The sequence below is a fragment of the Streptomyces nymphaeiformis genome, assembly GCF_014203895.1.
Taxonomy (GTDB): domain Bacteria; phylum Actinomycetota; class Actinomycetes; order Streptomycetales; family Streptomycetaceae; genus Streptomyces; species Streptomyces nymphaeiformis.
Window position 1 is genome coordinate 293,350 of sequence record NZ_JACHJY010000002.1, and the last position, 16,752, is coordinate 310,101.

Consider the following 16,752-nt stretch of genomic DNA (forward strand, 5'->3'; position numbering starts at 1 on the left):
ATGCAGCCACTGCCGAACATGGACTGGATGCTCACGGAGCTCGTGGGCAGCGTCCCGTACGTGCGACACGTGGTCGTCCTGTCGTCGGACGGCCTGTGCATCGGGCAGGCGAACACGGCCCCCGACACCGCCGACGCGATCGCCGCCGCCTGCTCCGGCATCCAGAGCCTGGCGCGGGCCATCGCGCAGATGTTCCCGGAGGGGGACGGATCGACGCGGATGGTCGGGATCGAGGCCGACGGCGGCTACTTCTCCATGATGGCGGCCGGCCCCGGGGCCTATCTCGCGGTCCTCGCCGACCCGGAGGTGGACGCCGGACTCCTCGGCGACCGCATGCGGACGCTGGTGATCCGGATCGGCCAGCACATGACCAGCCCTCCCCGTGAGGACGTCGGGCAGGCGATGTGACATCGGAGAACCAGGGCCCCTGGAATGAAGGCACACCCGTCCCGCTCTACGTCATTACCGGCGGCCAGGACTCCTCGGCCAAGACCTTCAACCTCGTCACCCTCATCGCGACCAGGTCCGAGCCCGACCCCGCCATGCAGCCCGAGCAGGCTTCCATCCTCAACCTGTGCTCGTACCCCCTCTCGGTCGCCGAGGTCTCCGCATACCTCAGCCTCCCCTTCAGCGTCGTCACCGTGCTGCTCTCCACGCTCGTCGAGGAGGAGCGGGTCGAGGCGATCGCACCCGTGCCGGTGGCGGCATATCCCGAACGCGGCCTACTGGAGGCGGTGATCCATGGACTACGCAAGCTCTGACGTACGCGAGGCCGTCCGACACGACGGCGACCTGCTGCTGTCCCACGGGGCCAGAGGGGTCAAGGTCGTGGTCGTCGGCGGCTTCGGGGTCGGCAAGACCACCATGGTCGGGGCGGTGAGCGAGATCCCGCCCCTGACCACCGAGGAGACCATGACGCAGGCGGGCGTCGGGATCGACCACAACCCCGGTGTCAAGGACAAGAAGACCACGACCGTCGCGATGGACTTCGGACGGATCAGCATCAACGAGGAGCTGATCCTCTACCTGTTCGGCACCCCCGGACAGGAGCGCTTCTGGTTCCTGTGGAACGGCATCTTCGAAGGCGCGCTCGGCGCCGTGGTCCTCGTCGACACCCGCAGGATCGAGGTCTCCTTCGAGGTCATCACCCGGCTCGAGGACCGCCGCGTCCCGTTCGTCGTGGCCGTCAACGCCTTCCCGGAGGCCCCGCAGTACCCCCTCGGTGACCTGCGCACCGCTCTGGCCCTCAGCGAAACCGTGCCCATCGTCACCTGTGACGCACGGGACCGGGCGTCCTGCCGCGACGCCCTGCTCGCGCTCATGGGCTACCTGTACACCCTCGCCGCCGCCCAGGAGACCGCATGACCGTCCCACCCACCGAACACGCCACCGCACAGCCCGGCGCGGTCCCGCCGCCCGGCTGCCCGGCCCACATCGGCGACGGCCCCGGCGGAGCCACCCGCCTCTACGGACCCGCCGCGGCGACGGACCCCATGGGCCTGTACGAGGAGCTGCGCGCCGCCCACGGCCCGGTGGCGCCCGTCCTGCTCGACGGCGACGTGCGCGCCTGGCTCGTCCTGGGCTACCTGGAGAACCGCGACGTGGCCAGCCGCCCGACCCAGTTCTCCCGCGACCCCCGCGTCTGGCACGGCTGGCGGAGCGGGGAGATCGACCCCGCCACCTCCCCGCTCATCCCGATGATCGGCTGGCGCCCCGACTGCGTCTGCGCGGACGGCGAGGAGCACCAGCGGCTCCGCGGCGCGGTCACCGCGGGCCTCAACCAGTTCGACCACCGGGGCGTCCGGCGCCACATCACCCGCTTCGCCCACCAGGTGATCGACACCTTCTGCGAGAACGGCGAGGCGGAACTGGTGGAGCAGTTCACCGAGGCCGTGCCCATGCTCACCCTCAGCCATCTGCTGGGCATGTCCGACGAGGCCGCCCCCCAGCTCGTGCACGCCGCCCGTGACCTCTTCAAGGCCACCGAGACCTCGCTCGCCAGCAACGACTTCGTGCTCAAGTGCCTCGAACAGCTCGTCGCCGAGAAGCACGTCCGGCCGGGGCACGACATCGCCTCCGCCCTCCTCGCCCATCCCGCGGGACTCACCGACGAGGAGGTCCAGCACCACCTGCGGCTCATCCTGCTCGCCGGCTACGAGACCACCGCCAACCTCATGTCCAACGTCCTGCGCATGGTCGTCACCGACCCCCGCTTCCGCGGGTCCCTCGCGGGCGGCCAGATGACCCTGCCGGAGGCCGTGGAGCAGGTCCTGTGGGACGAGCCGCCGCTCATGGTGTGCCCGGGCCGCTGGGCCAACGACGACACGACCCTCGGGGGGCAGCAGATCAAGGCGGGGGACATGCTCCTCCTCGGTCTGGCCGCGGGCAACGTCGACCAGGCGATCCGCCCGGACGCCGAGACCCCCGTGCACCACAACCGCGCCCACCTGTCCTTCAGCGCCGGCACGCACGAATGCCCCGGCCAGGACATCGGCCGCATCATCGCCGACGCGGGCATCGACATCCTGCTCACCCGGCTTCCCGACATCGCCCTGGCCGTCCCGGAGGAGAGCCTCAGCTGGCGCTCCTCCACCTGGGCCCGGCACCTCACGGCCCTGCCCGTGACCTTCGCCGCCCGCCCGCCCCAGGCCGACGACGTCCCCGCCCCGCTCCCGGCCCCGCCGGCCCAGAGCACCGGCAGGCCCGCGCCGCCCCCGCTGCCGGTGCAGTCGACCGGTTCCGGGACGGCACGAGGTCCCGAGCCCCGCGCCTCGTGGCTGACGCGCGTCAGGCGCTTCCTGTTCGGGAGGTAGGCCCGCACCGGGGCGACTCCGCTGCCCTCACTCCGGGAACGATCCGTCCCCGGCGGCGTAGCGGGGCGCCCCGGTGTACCAGGCGTGCAGGCCGGAGAGGAAGCCGCAGGCTCCCCGGAGCCAGGTCTCCAGTTCGGCCCGCTCGTCGCGGCCGAGGCCGGACCGCCGGACGAGCGGCGGCAGTTCGCCCTGCCGGATGTGCTCGAAGTCCCGCAGCCGGGCGTTGACCAGGTTCAGGGCGGCGGGCACGGCGTCGTGGAGGGAGATGCCGAGGGAGGTCCCGACGACGAGGACCAGATTGTTGACGTCCTTCTCCTCGTGCACCTCCCTCTCGTAGGAGGCGATGTCGTTCGCCAGCCCCATGAAATCCATGAAGGCGTCGAGCAGGGCGCGGACGGTACGCGTGTGCCGTATCTGTTCGGGTATTCGGGCACCGGTGGCCAGTTCGACGGAATACGGGGCCGTGTAGGCGGCGAAACTCTCCCGCCGGAACGGCGCGTAATCGATCAGATGGGGAATGCGACCGCTCTGGCTGTTGGCGAGTTCCTCGACACCCGCGTCGACGTAGCGCGCCAGGGCCCGGTTGAACTCCGCGCGCCAATGCGCGAGGCGCGGGGGGAAGAGGTGCTGCTGCAGATCGGCGATCCCCCGCTCGACGGCGTTCAGCGGCTCCGGCAGCCGGGCTCCGGGCTCGGGCCGCAGGAAGGCGTGCAGCCGGGCGGTGAAGGCCCGCGCGGCGGGGAGGTCACCGGTCTGCTTGAAGGCGGCCGCGAAGTAGTCGTCCCAGGCGAGCGCCCATATGTTGAACCGGTGGTTGAGCCGTAAGGCGTCGAAGGAGGCGTCGGGCAGGGTCCAGGCGGTCAGCTGGTCGACGGTCATGGCGTGGAACCTCGACCGGGTCCATATCGCCGGCCGCCCCGCCGAGGACCACGGATCGTCGTCCAGCATCCCCATGCCGCGCGCCCAGGACTCGCTCTCCTCGTGCAGGGCGGGCAGGCAGGGATTCACCCGCAGCGCGTAGGGCATCCACAGCTGCGGCAGCTCGACGGCACGCACGGTCATGGGACCGACCTCCTTCTTACTCCGGTCCGCATCGCTGTGCCGCGAGGCCGGACGATGCCCGGTCCGCGGCTCTGCAAACCTGCCCACCGGAGACGACCGGAAACCGTTCAACTATCCCGGATCAACGGTCAGTTCGTGTCCACTCCCGAAACAGAAGCAACCTCCGGTGGCCGCCGCCCGATGTGTCACAGCGGCTGATCGGGCCAGTCCAGGAGGCGGGCGCCGATCACGGCCGTCTGGAGCGTGTAGCGCTGGACGGGATCGGCGGGGTCCGCGCCGGTCAGACGGTGGATGCGGTCGAGGCGGTACGTCATGGCCCGCACGCTCAGACTCAGGGCGCGGGCCGCCTGCGCGGTGACGCAGCCGGAGTCGAAGTACGCGGTGAGCGTGGCGAGGAGGGGCTTCGCGCCGCCGCGGGCGTCGCGGAGCGGGCCGAGCACGGTGCCGACGAGCTCGGACATGGCCTGCCGGTCGCGGGTGAGGACGGGGTAGACGAGGAGGTCGGCGGCGTGCAGGACCGGGTCGTCCAGATTCATGCGGGCCGCGAGAGCGAGCGCGTTGAGCGCCTCCTCGTACGAGTGGACGACACCGCCCGCGCCGGGGTGTGGCCGGCCGATGGCCACCTGGCCGCCGTCGGTCGCCGCGTGCGCCTGCTTGGCGAAGTGGGCGAGCACCTCGGGCTCGTCGGCCGGTGCGACGCAGATCAGCCGTCCGTCCTTGGTGGTGAGCAGGATGCGGCGGCTGCCGAAGCGGGCGACGAGCGAGGCGGCGACGGTGCGGGCGACCGCGTAGCCGTCGCTGTACGGCTCCGGGCCCTGGGCGACGGCCACGGCGTGCGCGTGGGACAGGAGCAGTCCGAAGTGTTCGGCCCGTTCCGCCAGGCGGCCCAGACCGCTCCGGCCGTGGAGCAGGTCGTCGATGAACTCGCGCCGTGCCGCCTCCTCCTGACGCACCGCCAGGTGCTGGGACCGCTCGTGGCCCTCGGCGAAGGCGTCCACGGCCTGTTCGACGGTGGTCAGGAGGTGGTCGGCGTCGGCCTGCGACAGGCCGGGGCGCACCCGCCGGGCGGCGGCGAGATGGGCCCGGACGAGGGCCCGCAGTCCGATGCCGGCCTCCGCGGCCCGCTCCCCGCGCGCGCCCAGGGCCTCGCGCTCCTCCCGGGTGAGCCTGCGCCGGGCCGCGCACGCCTCCGCCAGGATCTCGGTGTACCCCTCCAGGTACTCCTCGGCCGACTCCCGCTCCGTCACGCTTCCTCCCCCGTCCTGACGCGTCCCTGATGCGTTCCTGACGCGCGGTGATCAAGGGTGGCACGTCCTCGGCCGGGGTCCGCACCCGGCATCGAGGAGGTGTCGAAGACTGCCGGATCACGGCAATGCCGCACGGGTGATCTTGCCTCAGGATGGCCCCACGGGAGGGCACGGGCCGTGGCTCGATGCCGGGAGACAGAAACATGCGGGGGTTCCTCATGGATGCCATCACCGGGGGCGTCGGCGTGCTGATCGCCGTGGTCCTGTTCGTCGCGGTCGCCGTGCTCCTCGTGGCCGGCCGGCTGTTCCGCAAGGTCGAGCAGGGCAAGGCGCTGATCGTCTCCAGGACGCGCAAGGTGGACGTCACGTTCACGGGGCAGATCGTCCTGCCGGTCCTGCACAAGGCCGAGGTCATGGACATCTCGGTGAAGACCTTCGAGATCTCCCGGATGGGCCGGGACGGCCTGATCTGCCGGGACAACATCCGCGCCGACATCCGGATCTCGTTCTTCGTACGGGTCAACAAGACCGTCGAGGACGTCATCAAGGTCGCGCAGGCCATCGGCACCGCCCGGGCCAGCCACCAGGAGACCCTGGAGGAGCTGTTCCACGCCAAGTTCTCCGAGGCCGTCAAGACCGTCGGCAAGCAGCTCGACTTCACCGACCTCTACACCAAGCGCGAGGAACTGCGGTTCCGGATCATCGAGCTCATCGGCATCGACCTCAACGGGTACCACCTGGAGGACGCCGCCATCGACCACGTCGAGCAGACGCCGCTGAGCCAGCTCGACCCCGGCAACATCCTCGACGCCCAGGGCATCCGCAAGATCACCGAGCTGACGGCCGTGGAGAACATCCGGACGAACGAGTACCGGCAGAACGAGCAGAAGGAGATCACCCGGCAGAACGTCGACGCCCGCGAGGCCATCCTGGAGCTGGAGCGGCGTCAGGCCGACGCGGAGATCAAGCAGAAGCGGGAGATCGAGACCTCGCGGGCGCGGGAGGAGGCCGAGACCGCGCGCGTGGTGGAGGAGGAGCGGCTGCGGTCGCAGAGCGCCTTCCTCAGGACCGAGGAGCAGCTCGGGGTCCAGCGCGAGAACCAGGCCCGCGAGGTCGCGGTCGCCCAGAAGAACCGCGAGCGGGTCATCGCCGTCGAGAACGAGCGGATCGAGAAGGACCGCCTCCTGGAGGTCATCGCCCGCGAACGGGAGACCCAGCTCACCCGTATCGCGGCCGACAAGGAGGTCGAGGCCGAGCGCCGGGAGATCGCCGAGGTCATCCGGGAGCGGGTCGCGGTGGACCGTACGGTCGCCGAGCAGGAGGAGTCCATCAAGCGGCTGCGCATGGTCGAGGAGGCCGAGCGCACCCGGCAGGCCGTCGTCATCGCCGCCGAGGCCGAGGCGCAGGAGAAGCTCGTCAAGGACATCAAGGCGGCGGAGGCGGCCGAGCAGGCCGCCGTCCACAAGGCCGCGGAGGAGCTCACCCTGGCGGAGGCCCGCAACAAGGCCGCCGAGATGGACGCCCGCGCCAAGATCCGCCTCGCCGAGGGCATCCAGGCCGAGGCCGCGGCCGAGGGCCTCGCGGCCGTGCGGGTGCGCGACATGGAGGCCGAGGTCATCGAGAAGACCGGCCGCGCCGAGGCGGAGGCCACCGAGGCACGGCTGCGCGCCGAAGCCGCCGGCACGCGGGAGAAGGCACTGGCCGACGCGGTCGGCACGCGGGAGAAGGCGCTCGCCGAGGCCACGGCGATCGGCGAGAAGCTGAAGGCCGAAGCGGCCGGTCTGACCGAGAAGGCGGCGGCGATGGCCGCCCTGGACGAGGCCTCGCGCACCCACGAGGAGTACCGGCTGCGGCTGGCCGCCGAGAAGGAGATCCGGCTCGCCGGGCTCGACGTCCAGCGGCAGGTCGCCGAGGCGCAGGCCACCGTCCTCGCGACCGGCCTGGAGAACGCCGACATCAACATCGTCGGCGGGGAGTCGGTCTTCCTCGACCGTCTGGTGCAGTCGGTCGCGCTCGGCAGGTCGGTCGACGGGTTCATCGACAACTCCCGTACCGCGAAGGCGCTCGCCGGCCCCTGGCTGGACGGCTCCGGTTCCTTCACGGAGGACCTGACCAAGGTGCTGAGCTCGCTGTCCACGACCGACGTGCAGAACCTCAGCGCCGCCTCCGCGCTCCTCGCGAGGGCCGTGAACTCCGGTGAGTCCACCGCGCAGGTCCCCGGACCGGCCACGGCTGCCCCGGCGGACACGACGGCGCTGAACGGCGCCGCCAAGAGCTGACCGCCCCGGGGGGGAGCGGTCACAGAGGGTCCGGTGCCGGCAAACGGGGGAGTTGGCGGCACCGGACCCGTACTCACCACGGTACAAGGAGCGGGACGAGATGGGTGCCGGAATCGACGAGGACACGTACACGGTGCTGCGCGACCGGCTCGCCGCGCAGGCCGCCGAACTGGCCGGGCGTGCCGGAACCCTCAACGAGGCCCGGGTCGCGGCCTTCGGCACCGGCGAGCTCGCCCTCACCGACACCCGCCGCATCACCACCGAGCGCGCCTGCGTGCCCCAGGACGTCGTCGCCGTCGGCGACGGCCTGCTCCTCCTCGGCTCCCGGCCCGCCGGCACCGGGCTCTCCGAGGTCTCGGTCGCCGACGTCCTCACCCTCCACGACCGCGACCTGAACGCACTGCCCCCGGAGGCGGTGCCGGGACTCCTCGACGACCCCGGCTTCGTACGGGAGTTCTCCGCGCTGCACCGCTACTACCGGGGCGCGCGCCTGCTCCGGCTGCGGCGCACCGAGGGCCGCATCCTCGCCGTCTTCCGTACCGGGGAACAGGGCGACGACCTGCGGGTCCTGCGCTGGTCCGTCGGGCCCTCCGGCGAGACGCGGTTCCTCGACGCCCAGGGCGAGCGCGACCACGTCTTCCCTCCCTCCGACGACCTCGCCTGGGTGGAGACGACCCGCGACGACCACGTCCCCGGCCGGCACCCGCGCATCTCCCTCGGCGGCCGGCTGTTCGTCTCCACGGCCGGCGGGACGCTGACGGTCAGGACGGACGACGACACCGACACGGCCGGGGCCGTCCACACCGAGCCGGTCGACGAGCCGCTGCAGTCCCTCGCCGACGCCGAGGTGGCGTACGCGGTCGTCGGCGCCCTGATCCTGGTGCGCGTCCGCCCGTACAAGGAAGAGGTCCGCCGCCACCTCGTCTTCAACACCCTGACCGGCACCGTCGTCAGGCTCGACGGCATCGGACAGGCCTGCCTGCGGCTGCCCGAGGACGAGGGGATCGTGTTCCCCGGCGGCTACTGCCTCGCCTCCGGCACCGTGAAGACCTTCGGCACCGACACGGCCGGCCTCGCCTTCGACCGGGCGGTCCGCTCGCCCGACGGCGAGGACCTCCTCTTCGTCTTCCGCGCCCGCGCCGAGGGCCGGACCCTGCTCCTCCCGTACGACGTGATCGGCAAGGAGATCGCGAACCCGGTCGTCTGCGGCGGATACGCGCTCCTCGACGACGGGACGATGGCCGTGCTCCGCGGCGAGCCCGGCGAGCCCGGCCGGGTCCACCCGGTGCAGATCTGGCGCACGCCGTACGTCTCCGACACCCACCGGCGCCCCGCGCCCGCGGGCCCGCTGGCCCGCATCGGCAACGCGGACCTCGTCCGCGGCATCGCCGACTGCCTGTCGATCGCCCGGCAGGCCACCGAGCCGTCACCCGCTGGCGAGCTGTACGAGGCGCTCGTCGCCGCCTGCGAGCGCGCGGGCGACGTCCACCACTGGCTCGGGGACCCGGAAGCCGGCGACCTGGGCGCACCCCTGGCCGCCCTGAAGGCCACGGCCGCGCAGGTGCTCGACGAGCTCGGGACCGTCACCGCGCTCACCCGGCAGGCCGCCGAGGCCCTCGCCGAGTCCGCCCAGGAGATCAGCCGCCTCGTCCGGCGCATCCGCGGCGAGGCGCCCGCCACGGCAGGGGAGTGGATCTCCCGCATCACCGAACTCCGCCGCGCACAGGGTCACTTGGTGACGCTGCGCGACATGCGGTACGCCGACACGGCCGGCATCGACACCCTCGCCGGCGACGTCGAGGCCGACATCGTCTCGGCCGCCCGGCGGGCCGTCGCCTTCCTCAAGGGCGACGACGCCTTCGCCGCCCACCACACCGCGGCGGAACGCCTCGCCACCGAGGCGGAGGCGCTGTCCACCGTCGCCGAGACCGGCCCCGTCGGCGAGCGCATCGACGCCCACACCCACGAACTGCGCACCCTCGGCGAGGTCATCACCGGCCTCGACATCGGCGACGCGACCGTCCGCGCCTCGATCCTCGCGCGGATCGCCGACGTCCTCGGCGCGCTCAACCGCGCCCGCGCCCTCCTCGCCGCCCGCCGCGCCGCCCTCCTCGACCAGGAGGGCCGGGCGGAGTTCACCGCCGAACTCGCCCTGCTCGGCCAGGCGGTCACCGGCGCGCTGGCCGCCGCCGACACCCCCGACCGCTGCGACGAACAGCTCGGCCGGCTCCTGCTCCAGCTGGAGAACCTGGAATCCCGCTTCGCCGAGCACGACGGATTCCTCACCGGCATCGCCGAGCGGCGCACCGAGATCCACGACGCCTTCACCGCGCGCAAGCACTCCCTCCAGGACGCCCGCGCCCGCCGCGCCGAACGCCTCGCCGACTCGGCCGGCCGCATCCTGGAGGCCGTCGCCCGGCGGGCCGCTACCCTCGCCGACCTGGACGAGGTGCACACCTACTTCGCCTCCGACCCCATGGTCACCCGGGTCCGCCGCACCGGTGCCGAACTGCGCGAGCTCGGCGACCAGGTACGGGCGGAGGAGCTGGAGAGCCGCCTCGGCGCCGCCCGGCAGGAGGCCGGCCGGGCCCTGCGGGACCGCACCGAGCTGTTCTCCGACGGCGGCGCCACGATCCGCCTCGGCCGCCACCGCTTCGCCGTCACGCGACAGGCCCCCGAGCCGACCCTCGTACCCCACGAGGACGGTCTCGCGCTCGCCCTGACCGGCACCGACTACCGCGCGCCCGTCACCGACCCCGCCTTCGCCGCGACCCGCCCGCTCTGGGGTCGGACCCTGCCCTCCGAGTCGCCCGAGGTCTACCGGGCCGAACACCTCGCCGCACGCCTCCTGGCCGAGCACGGCCCGGAGGGCCTGGCCGGGGCGGACCTCACGGCGCTCGCACGGCAGGCGGCGGAGAGCGCCTACGACGAGGGCTACGAGCGCGGCGTCCACGACCACGACGCGGCGCTGATCCTGGAAGCGGTACTGGCCCTGAGCGAAGGCGCGGGACCGCTGCGCCACTCCGGGGAGGCGCGCGCGGCGGCCCAGATCTTCTGGGCCCGCTCCACCACCGCCGAGACCCGCGCGCAGTGGACCCACCGGGCGGTCTCGCTGACCCGGGCCCGCGAACTCTTCGGCACGGACTCGGCCCTCGACGGGCTGAGGAGCGAGCTCGCCGAGGAGACGGGGGACGCGGCGGCGGCCGCTTACCTGGTAGACGAACTCGCCGCCGGACCCGAGGGGTTCGCCGTATCGGGCGAGGCGCGCACGCTCCTCGACGCGTTCCGCGGCGCCGTCTCCTCCTCCGCCTATGCCGACGGCCTCGCCGCCCTGACCGGGCCGGGCGCGCGGCGCCAGCTCGTCGAGGCCTGGCTCACCTCGTACGCCACGGCATCCGGCGGGCGTCACGACGCGGGCGTGCTCGCCGAGGCCGTCGCCGTCGAACTGTGCCCCGAGCTCGACCGCTACGAGGTCCCCGCCCCCACCACGGCCACGGTCACCGGACTCCTCGGCAGCCACCCGCGGGTCCAGGCCCGGTCGTTGGAACTGCGGCTCGACGAATTCCTCACCAGAACAGGGGACTTCGCCGCCGTCGACGTGCCCGCCTTCCGTGCCTACCAGCGGCAGCGGACGGAACTCCTCACCACCGAGCGAGCCCGGCTCCGCGTGGACGCCCACCGCCCCCGGGTCATGTCGTCCTTCGTCCGCAACCGGCTCGTCGACGAGGTCTACCTCCCGCTCGTCGGCGACAACCTCGCCAAGCAGCTCGGTGCCGCCGGAGACGCCAAACGCAGCGACTCCCACGGGCTGCTGCTGCTCCTCTCCCCGCCCGGCTACGGCAAGACCACCCTGATCGAGTACGTCGCCGAACGCCTCGGCCTGCTCCTCGTCAAGGTCGACGGCCCCGCCCTCGGACAGCGCACGACCTCCCTCGACCCCGACGCGGCGCCCGACGCCGCCGCCCGCCGGGAGCTGGAGAAGATCGCCTTCGCGCTGGCCGCCGCCAACAACGTCCTCCTGTACCTCGACGACATCCAGCACACCTCGCCGGAGTTCCTGCAGAGGTTCATCCCCCTCTGCGACGCCACCCGGACCCTCGACGGGCACGACCTGCGGGGAAAGCGCTTCGCCGTCTGCATGGCCGGCAACCCGTACACCGAGTCGGGACGTGCCTTCCGGGTGCCGGACATGCTCGCCGACCGGGCCGACGTGTGGAACCTCGGCGACGTGCTGACCGGCAAGGACGAGGCCTTCGCGTTCAGCTTCGTCGAGAACGCCCTCACCTCCCACCCGCTCCTCGCCCCGCTCGCCGGCCGCGACCGCGCCGACCTGGAGCTCCTGACCGGGCTGGCCGCCGGTGACCCGGGCGCGCGCCGCGACCGGCTGACCCACCCGTACGCCCCGGCCGAACTCGACCAGCTCCTCGCCGTCCTCCGGCACGTCCTCACCGCCCGGGAGACGGTCCTCGCCGTCAACGAGGAGTACATCGCGTCCGCCGCCACCGCCGAAGAGGCCCGCACGGAACCGCCGTTCCGGCTCCAGGGGTCGTACCGTACGATGAACAAGATCACGGCGCGCATCTCGCCCGTCATGGACGACGCCGAACTCGCCGCCCTGATCGACGACCACTACACCGCCGAGGCCCAGACGCTCACCACCGGGGCCGAGTCCAACCTCCTCACCCTCGCCGCCCTGCGCGGCACCCTCACCCCGGCACAGGCCGCCCGCCGGACGGAACTGAACGCCGCCCACCGCCGCGCCCGCGCGCTCGGGGGCACCGGAGACGACCCGCGGACCCGCGCCGTCGCCGCCCTCGCCCTGCTCGCCGACCGCATCGCGGCCGTCGAGACGGCGATCACCCGCGCGACGGACGCGCGGCACCCGTCCCAGGACACCGCCCGAACCGGCGGAGGAAGAGAGACACAGCATGGCCAAGCCGGTGCACGCGGCGATCGGGCAGAAGGCGATCCGCTGCCAGGTGTGCGACAGCGACACCTTCCGTGAGCGGGAGGTGAAGCTGAACAGCACGGGGATGGAGTTCCTCAACATGGCCTGGGCGAACGAGTCGGCGACCGGCCTGATCTGCTGGACGTGCGGCTACGTCCACCTCTTCGTCAACCGGGACATCCAGCTCTACCGGATACGCGAATGACACGGACGGGGCGCGCAGCCGGACGCCCCCGCTACGAGCGGTTCGTCGAGGCGATGTCGCTGTCCAGTTCCCGGGTGAGGACGTGGTCGTGCATCGCCTCGGCGATCTGCCGGGCCTGGGCGAACCGCCGCAGCGCCACCGCCGCCGCTCCCTCGGCGGCGCTCACGCGGCCGAGGCCCTGCAGGGCCCTCGCCTCGCCCCGCTGGTCCCGCAGCCGCTGGGTCATCTCCAGACTTCGGCTGAACGAGTGTGCCGACGCGGCCGGTTCGCCGTACTCCAGCTGCGCCTGGGCCAGGTTCCGCCAGGCGTACGCCTCGGCCCGCCGGTCGCCCAGGCTCTGGAACTCGGCCAGCGCCTCCTGGAACAGAGGGATCGCCTCGCCGTGCCGGCCCTGGCCGCTCCGGACCACCGCGAGGCTGCGCCGGGACTGGGCGGCGAGCCTGCGGTCCCCGACCGCCCCGAGGCGTACGACACCGTCACCCAGCAACTGGGCGGCCCGCTCCCAGTCCCCGAGGTTGCGGTGGATGATGCCCTCGAGCAGCAGCAGCGCGGCCAGGCCGTGCTCGTCGCCCGAGGCCGTGTACCCGGCGCGGGCGCCCTCGTACGCCACCAGGGCCTCGTCGAGCCGGCCCAGGTCCCGGCGGAGCGCGCCGGTGTCGAAGAGAGTGATGGCCTCGGCCCAGCGGTTGCCCGACCGGCGAGCCGCGCCGAGGGACAGCTCGACGGCCTCCTCCCAGTCGTCCCAGGTGGCCAGCATCTCGAAGAACGGCGCGCCGATGTGGGTGAGTTCCCACGCCGCGTCCCAGAACTCGCGCGCGACGGCCAGCCGCACGCACGCGATGATGTTGCGCTGCTCCGTGATGAACCAGGACACCGGATCGTGGAGCAGACGGTCGAGCGGGAGAGCGTCGGCCGGGTGGCGAGGGTGCCCGCCGGCCTTGCGGACCTCGCCGGGCTGGAAGCGGTCCTCGGCGGTCGCGGCCAGCGTCAGGTACGCCCCCAGGAGCCGCTGTGTCGCGGCGGCGGCCCCGGGCTCGGACTGCTCCCGGGCCAGGGCGCGGATCAGGTCGTGGAAGGTGTAGCGGGCGGTGCCGGTCTCGTCGGGCCCGGTCGCGTCGACGAGCTGCGCGGACACCAGGGCGTCGATGTGGTGTTCGGCGGCGCGCAGCGGGACGTCCATGAGCGCGGCGAGCGCCCAGGCCGTGAAGTCCGCGCCGGGGAAGAGCCCCAGCATGCGGAACGCCCGCTGCTCCTCCTCCGGCAGACCCTGATGGCTGAGCCTGAACGTGGAGCGGACGTCGAGGTCCCCGATCTCCAGCTGATCGAGCCGGTCCCGCTCGTCGGCGAGCCGGTCGGCGAGGTCCGCCAGCGGGACGTCGGGCCGCTCGGCCAGTCGCGCCCCGGCGATGCGCACGGCCAGGGGCAGATGCCCGCAGAGCGCCACGAGGCGTCGCGCGGCCGCCGGGTCGTCCGCCACGCGCCGCGCACCGGCCACCCGTCCCAGCAGCTCGACCGCCTCATCCGGTTCCAAGAGGTCAAGCACGATCGTGTGCGCTCCTTCGATGGTACTGAGCGGGGTGCGGCTCGTGACGATCACGGCGACGTCCGGAGCGCCGGGCAGCAGGGGCCGCACTTGACGGGGGCCGTTGGCGTTGTCGAGGACGATGAGCAGGCGGCGCCCGGCGGTGAGGGTGCGCAGCAGCTGCTCGCGGTCGTGCAGCGCGTCCGGGATCTCACGGGGGTCGGTGCCCAGCGCCCGCAGGAAGTGCGCCAGTATCCCGGCCGGTTCGGCTGGTTCGAGGTCGTATCCCCGTAAGTTCGCGAACAGCTGGCCGTCGGGGTAGTCGTCCGCGGCGCGCTGCGCGGCCCGTATCGCGAGGGTCGTCTTGCCGAGACCTCCCTTGCCGGCGATGGCGGCCACGAGAGGTCCGGTCGACCGGCCACGTCGGCGCAGGAGCCCTTCCAGTTCGACGAGTTCACCGACCCGGCCGGTGAAGTCGGTGATGCCGCGGGGGAGTTCCCGAGGCACGGGATGACCCGGACCGCTCGGGCCGCCACGGGTGCTCTGGGCATAGGCCAGAACCCCGCTGGCCAGCGCGGTGACTCCCGCGAGTGTGTACTGCACGGGGCCGACGTCCCCGAACGCGTCCCACCCCGCACCGGCGGCGGCGAACGCCCCGGCTGTGCTTGCGATGCCTACGAGCCAGCGCGCGCGTGAATTCACATCGCGCATGGTAGCGAGCCCCGTGGCCGGACTCACCAGATTCCGCCTCGGCCCGTCGGCGCCGCCGCGCTCAGGCGGTGAACGAGCCGTGTCTGCCCGCGCCGGACGTGAAGCGGGCCGCGCCCTTGAGGGTCTCGCCGGCCGACAGGGGCACCATGCCGTGGCGGAGTTCGGCCGCCAGGGCCTCCGGTTCGGGGAGGCCGTGCTGCTCCCGGACGGAGAGACGGTCGTGGCGGAGGCACAGCTGGGGGAAGGCGGCGATCTCCCGGGCGAGTTCCTCCGCGGCGGAGCGCGCCCGGCCCGGTGGGACGAGGCGGTTGGCGAGCCCGATCTCGTACGCCTCGGCGGCCGGGACCGGTCGGCCGGTCAGGATCAGGTCCATGGCACGGCTCTCGCCGATCAGCCGCGGCAGCCGGACCGTGCCTCCGTCGATCAGCGGCACTCCCCAGCGGCGGCAGAACACTCCGAGGACCGCGTCCTCCTCGACCACGCGCAGATCGCACCACAGGGCCAGTTCGAGGCCGCCGGCCACGGCATGGCCGCTGACGGCCGCGATGACCGGCTTCGTCAGGCGCAGCCGGGTCGGCCCCATCGGGCCGTCGCCGTCGGGCTCCACCCGGTTCCCGCGCTCGGTGCCGACGGCCTTGAGGTCGGCGCCCGCGCAGAACGTGCCGCCCTCGCCCCACAGCACCGCGACCGAGGCCTCCTCGTCCGCCTCGAACGCCAGGAATGCGTCGGCGAGTTGACGGGCCGTCGGTCCGTCCACGGCATTGCGGGCGGCGGGCCGGGACAGGACCACCGTGGTCACGGGCCCGTCGCGCTCGACGCGGACGGCGTCCTGCTCCGGCGGTGTCGCTGATGCATCGGTCATGGGGGCATTCTCACGTGACCGCGGTCCGGGGACCAGAGCGGCGATCGGTCAGTCGGACGGCGGGGTGAGGACCACGAAGTCGGCGTTCGACGGATCCAGGCAGACGGCCAGGCGGCCGACCCCCTCCATGTCCTGCGGTCCCATCTGCACCCCGCCGCCGATCGCGGTGATCTTGGTGAGGGTGGCGTCGCAGTCCTCGACGTCGAAGACGGGGTGCCAGTACGGCCGTCCGCTCGCGAGGGTGAGGGCGTCGGCGGGCACCTGCATGAGACCGCCGTGCATGCGCTCCTGGGGCAGTCCCGCGGGGGTGATGAGGGTGTAGGTGCCCGTGCCGCCCGGCAGGTCCATGTCGGCGTACTGCCAGCCGAGGACTTCGCCGTAGAACTCCTTCGCGGCCGCCGCGTCGCTCGTGTACAGCTCGGTCCAGCTCAGCGATCCGGGCTTGTCAGCCAGCTCGAAGCCCTTGGTCTCGCCTGCCTGCCAGACGGCGAACTGTCCCCCCAGCGGGTCGCTGTACTGGGCCATCCGGCCCTGCTCGCCGAAGCTCCTGGGCGCCACCCGCACCGTGCCGCCGGCGCGCTCCACCGCCCGGGTCGTCTCGTCCGCGTCGGTGACGGCGTAGTAGATCATCCAGGCCGAGCGGGCCCCCGGCTCGGTGAGCCTGCCGAGCCCGGCGACGATCTTCCCGTCCTTCCGGAACATCCCGCCCTCCGCGTCCTGTCCCTCGCCCATGGACTCGTACTCCCAGCCGAACGTACCGCCGTAGAAGGCGGCGGCGGACGGCACGTCGGGGGCGCCGAGGTCGAGCCAACAGGGGGAGCCCGGTACGAAGGCGGTGGAGAGCATGACGATTCCCTTTCGCGGTCCTGTACGCCTCAGCCTCGCACCGGGCACCGCCTCCCGCCCGTCGGAGACACGGCCGTCCGCCATTTCATCCGCCGTACATGGAACCGCGGAACCACTCCGCATACTGTCGTGCACATGGCAGCAGGAATCCTCACTGCGCGCCGCCACGTCGACCAAGGGCACCTGGCGAGCGCCCTGTGTACGGTCGCCCCGGCGCGCTGAACGCGCCCCTTCCCCCACGGGATCCCCACCTGGCG

Annotated in this window: 12 protein-coding genes; 7 read left to right on the top strand and 5 right to left on the bottom strand. The window is 72.8% G+C overall.

Translation table 11 applies throughout. The features are described from left to right. The 4 genes from GGE06_RS07360 to GGE06_RS07375 are packed head-to-tail and all read left to right on the top strand — an operon-like array spanning position 1 to position 2,813. Positions 1-408 (top strand): roadblock/LC7 domain-containing protein, encoded by a 408-nt coding sequence (locus tag GGE06_RS07360; RefSeq protein WP_246532369.1) that lies wholly within the window; start codon positions 1-3, stop codon positions 406-408. Beyond that, a complete protein-coding gene (locus tag GGE06_RS07365) occupies positions 405-761 on the top strand; it encodes a DUF742 domain-containing protein (RefSeq protein ID WP_116157303.1) in 357 nt (118 codons plus the stop codon). The genes GGE06_RS07360 and GGE06_RS07365 overlap by 4 nt, the downstream gene beginning before the upstream one ends. Beyond that, on the top strand, positions 742-1,365 hold the full coding sequence (locus GGE06_RS07370) for a GTP-binding protein (RefSeq protein ID WP_116157302.1): 624 nt from the start codon (positions 742-744) through the stop codon (positions 1,363-1,365). Before GGE06_RS07365 ends, GGE06_RS07370 begins: the two co-directional genes overlap by 20 nt. Then, positions 1,362-2,813 (top strand): cytochrome P450, encoded by a 1,452-nt coding sequence (locus GGE06_RS07375; protein ID WP_116157301.1) that lies wholly within the window; start codon positions 1,362-1,364, stop codon positions 2,811-2,813. The genes GGE06_RS07370 and GGE06_RS07375 overlap by 4 nt, the downstream gene beginning before the upstream one ends. Positions 2,814-2,840: 27 nt before the next feature. Here the strand turns inward: GGE06_RS07375 and GGE06_RS07380 are convergent, their stop codons facing one another. Then, complete coding sequence (locus tag GGE06_RS07380) at positions 2,841-3,875, bottom strand: terpene synthase family protein (RefSeq protein WP_184930314.1); 1,035 nt, start codon at positions 3,873-3,875, stop codon at positions 2,841-2,843. A 185-nt stretch (positions 3,876-4,060) separates the two neighbouring features. After that, positions 4,061-5,122 carry a PucR family transcriptional regulator gene (locus GGE06_RS07385; protein ID WP_184930315.1) on the bottom strand — a complete coding sequence of 354 codons (1,062 nt, stop codon included), beginning with the start codon at positions 5,120-5,122 and terminating at the stop codon, positions 4,061-4,063. A gap of 218 nt (positions 5,123-5,340) precedes the next feature. Here GGE06_RS07385 and GGE06_RS07390 point away from each other — a divergent pair, with 218 nt between their 5' ends. The 3 genes from GGE06_RS07390 to GGE06_RS42275 all read left to right on the top strand — a co-directional run bounded on the left by GGE06_RS07390 (position 5,341) and on the right by GGE06_RS42275 (position 12,554). Beyond that, complete coding sequence (locus GGE06_RS07390; protein WP_246532370.1) at positions 5,341-7,401, top strand: flotillin family protein; 2,061 nt, start codon at positions 5,341-5,343, stop codon at positions 7,399-7,401. 100 nt (positions 7,402-7,501) lie between these two features. Beyond that, positions 7,502-12,406: a DNA repair ATPase gene (locus GGE06_RS07395; RefSeq protein WP_184930316.1), complete on the top strand. Its 4,905-nt coding sequence runs from the start codon at positions 7,502-7,504 to the stop codon at positions 12,404-12,406. Positions 12,407-12,413: 7 nt separating this feature from the next. Beyond that, a complete protein-coding gene (locus GGE06_RS42275) occupies positions 12,414-12,554 on the top strand; it encodes a hypothetical protein (protein WP_246532371.1) in 141 nt (46 codons plus the stop codon). Between the two features lie 31 nt (positions 12,555-12,585). Here GGE06_RS42275 and GGE06_RS07405 read toward each other — a convergent pair whose 3' ends face one another. The 3 genes from GGE06_RS07405 to GGE06_RS07415 all read right to left on the bottom strand — a co-directional run bounded on the left by GGE06_RS07405 (position 12,586) and on the right by GGE06_RS07415 (position 16,495). Next, positions 12,586-14,778, bottom strand: a complete 2,193-nt coding sequence (locus GGE06_RS07405) for an ATP-binding protein (RefSeq protein ID WP_184930317.1) — start codon at positions 14,776-14,778, stop codon at positions 12,586-12,588. A gap of 70 nt (positions 14,779-14,848) precedes the next feature. Then, positions 14,849-15,649, bottom strand: coding sequence for a crotonase/enoyl-CoA hydratase family protein (locus GGE06_RS07410; protein WP_184930318.1), 801 nt, complete (start codon positions 15,647-15,649; stop codon positions 14,849-14,851). A 48-nt stretch (positions 15,650-15,697) separates the two neighbouring features. Further along, the gene (locus tag GGE06_RS07415) at positions 15,698-16,495 is read right to left on the bottom strand and encodes a VOC family protein (protein ID WP_184930319.1); all 798 of its coding nucleotides are present in this window, start codon (positions 16,493-16,495) and stop codon (positions 15,698-15,700) included. Positions 16,496-16,752: the final 257 nt, after the last annotated feature.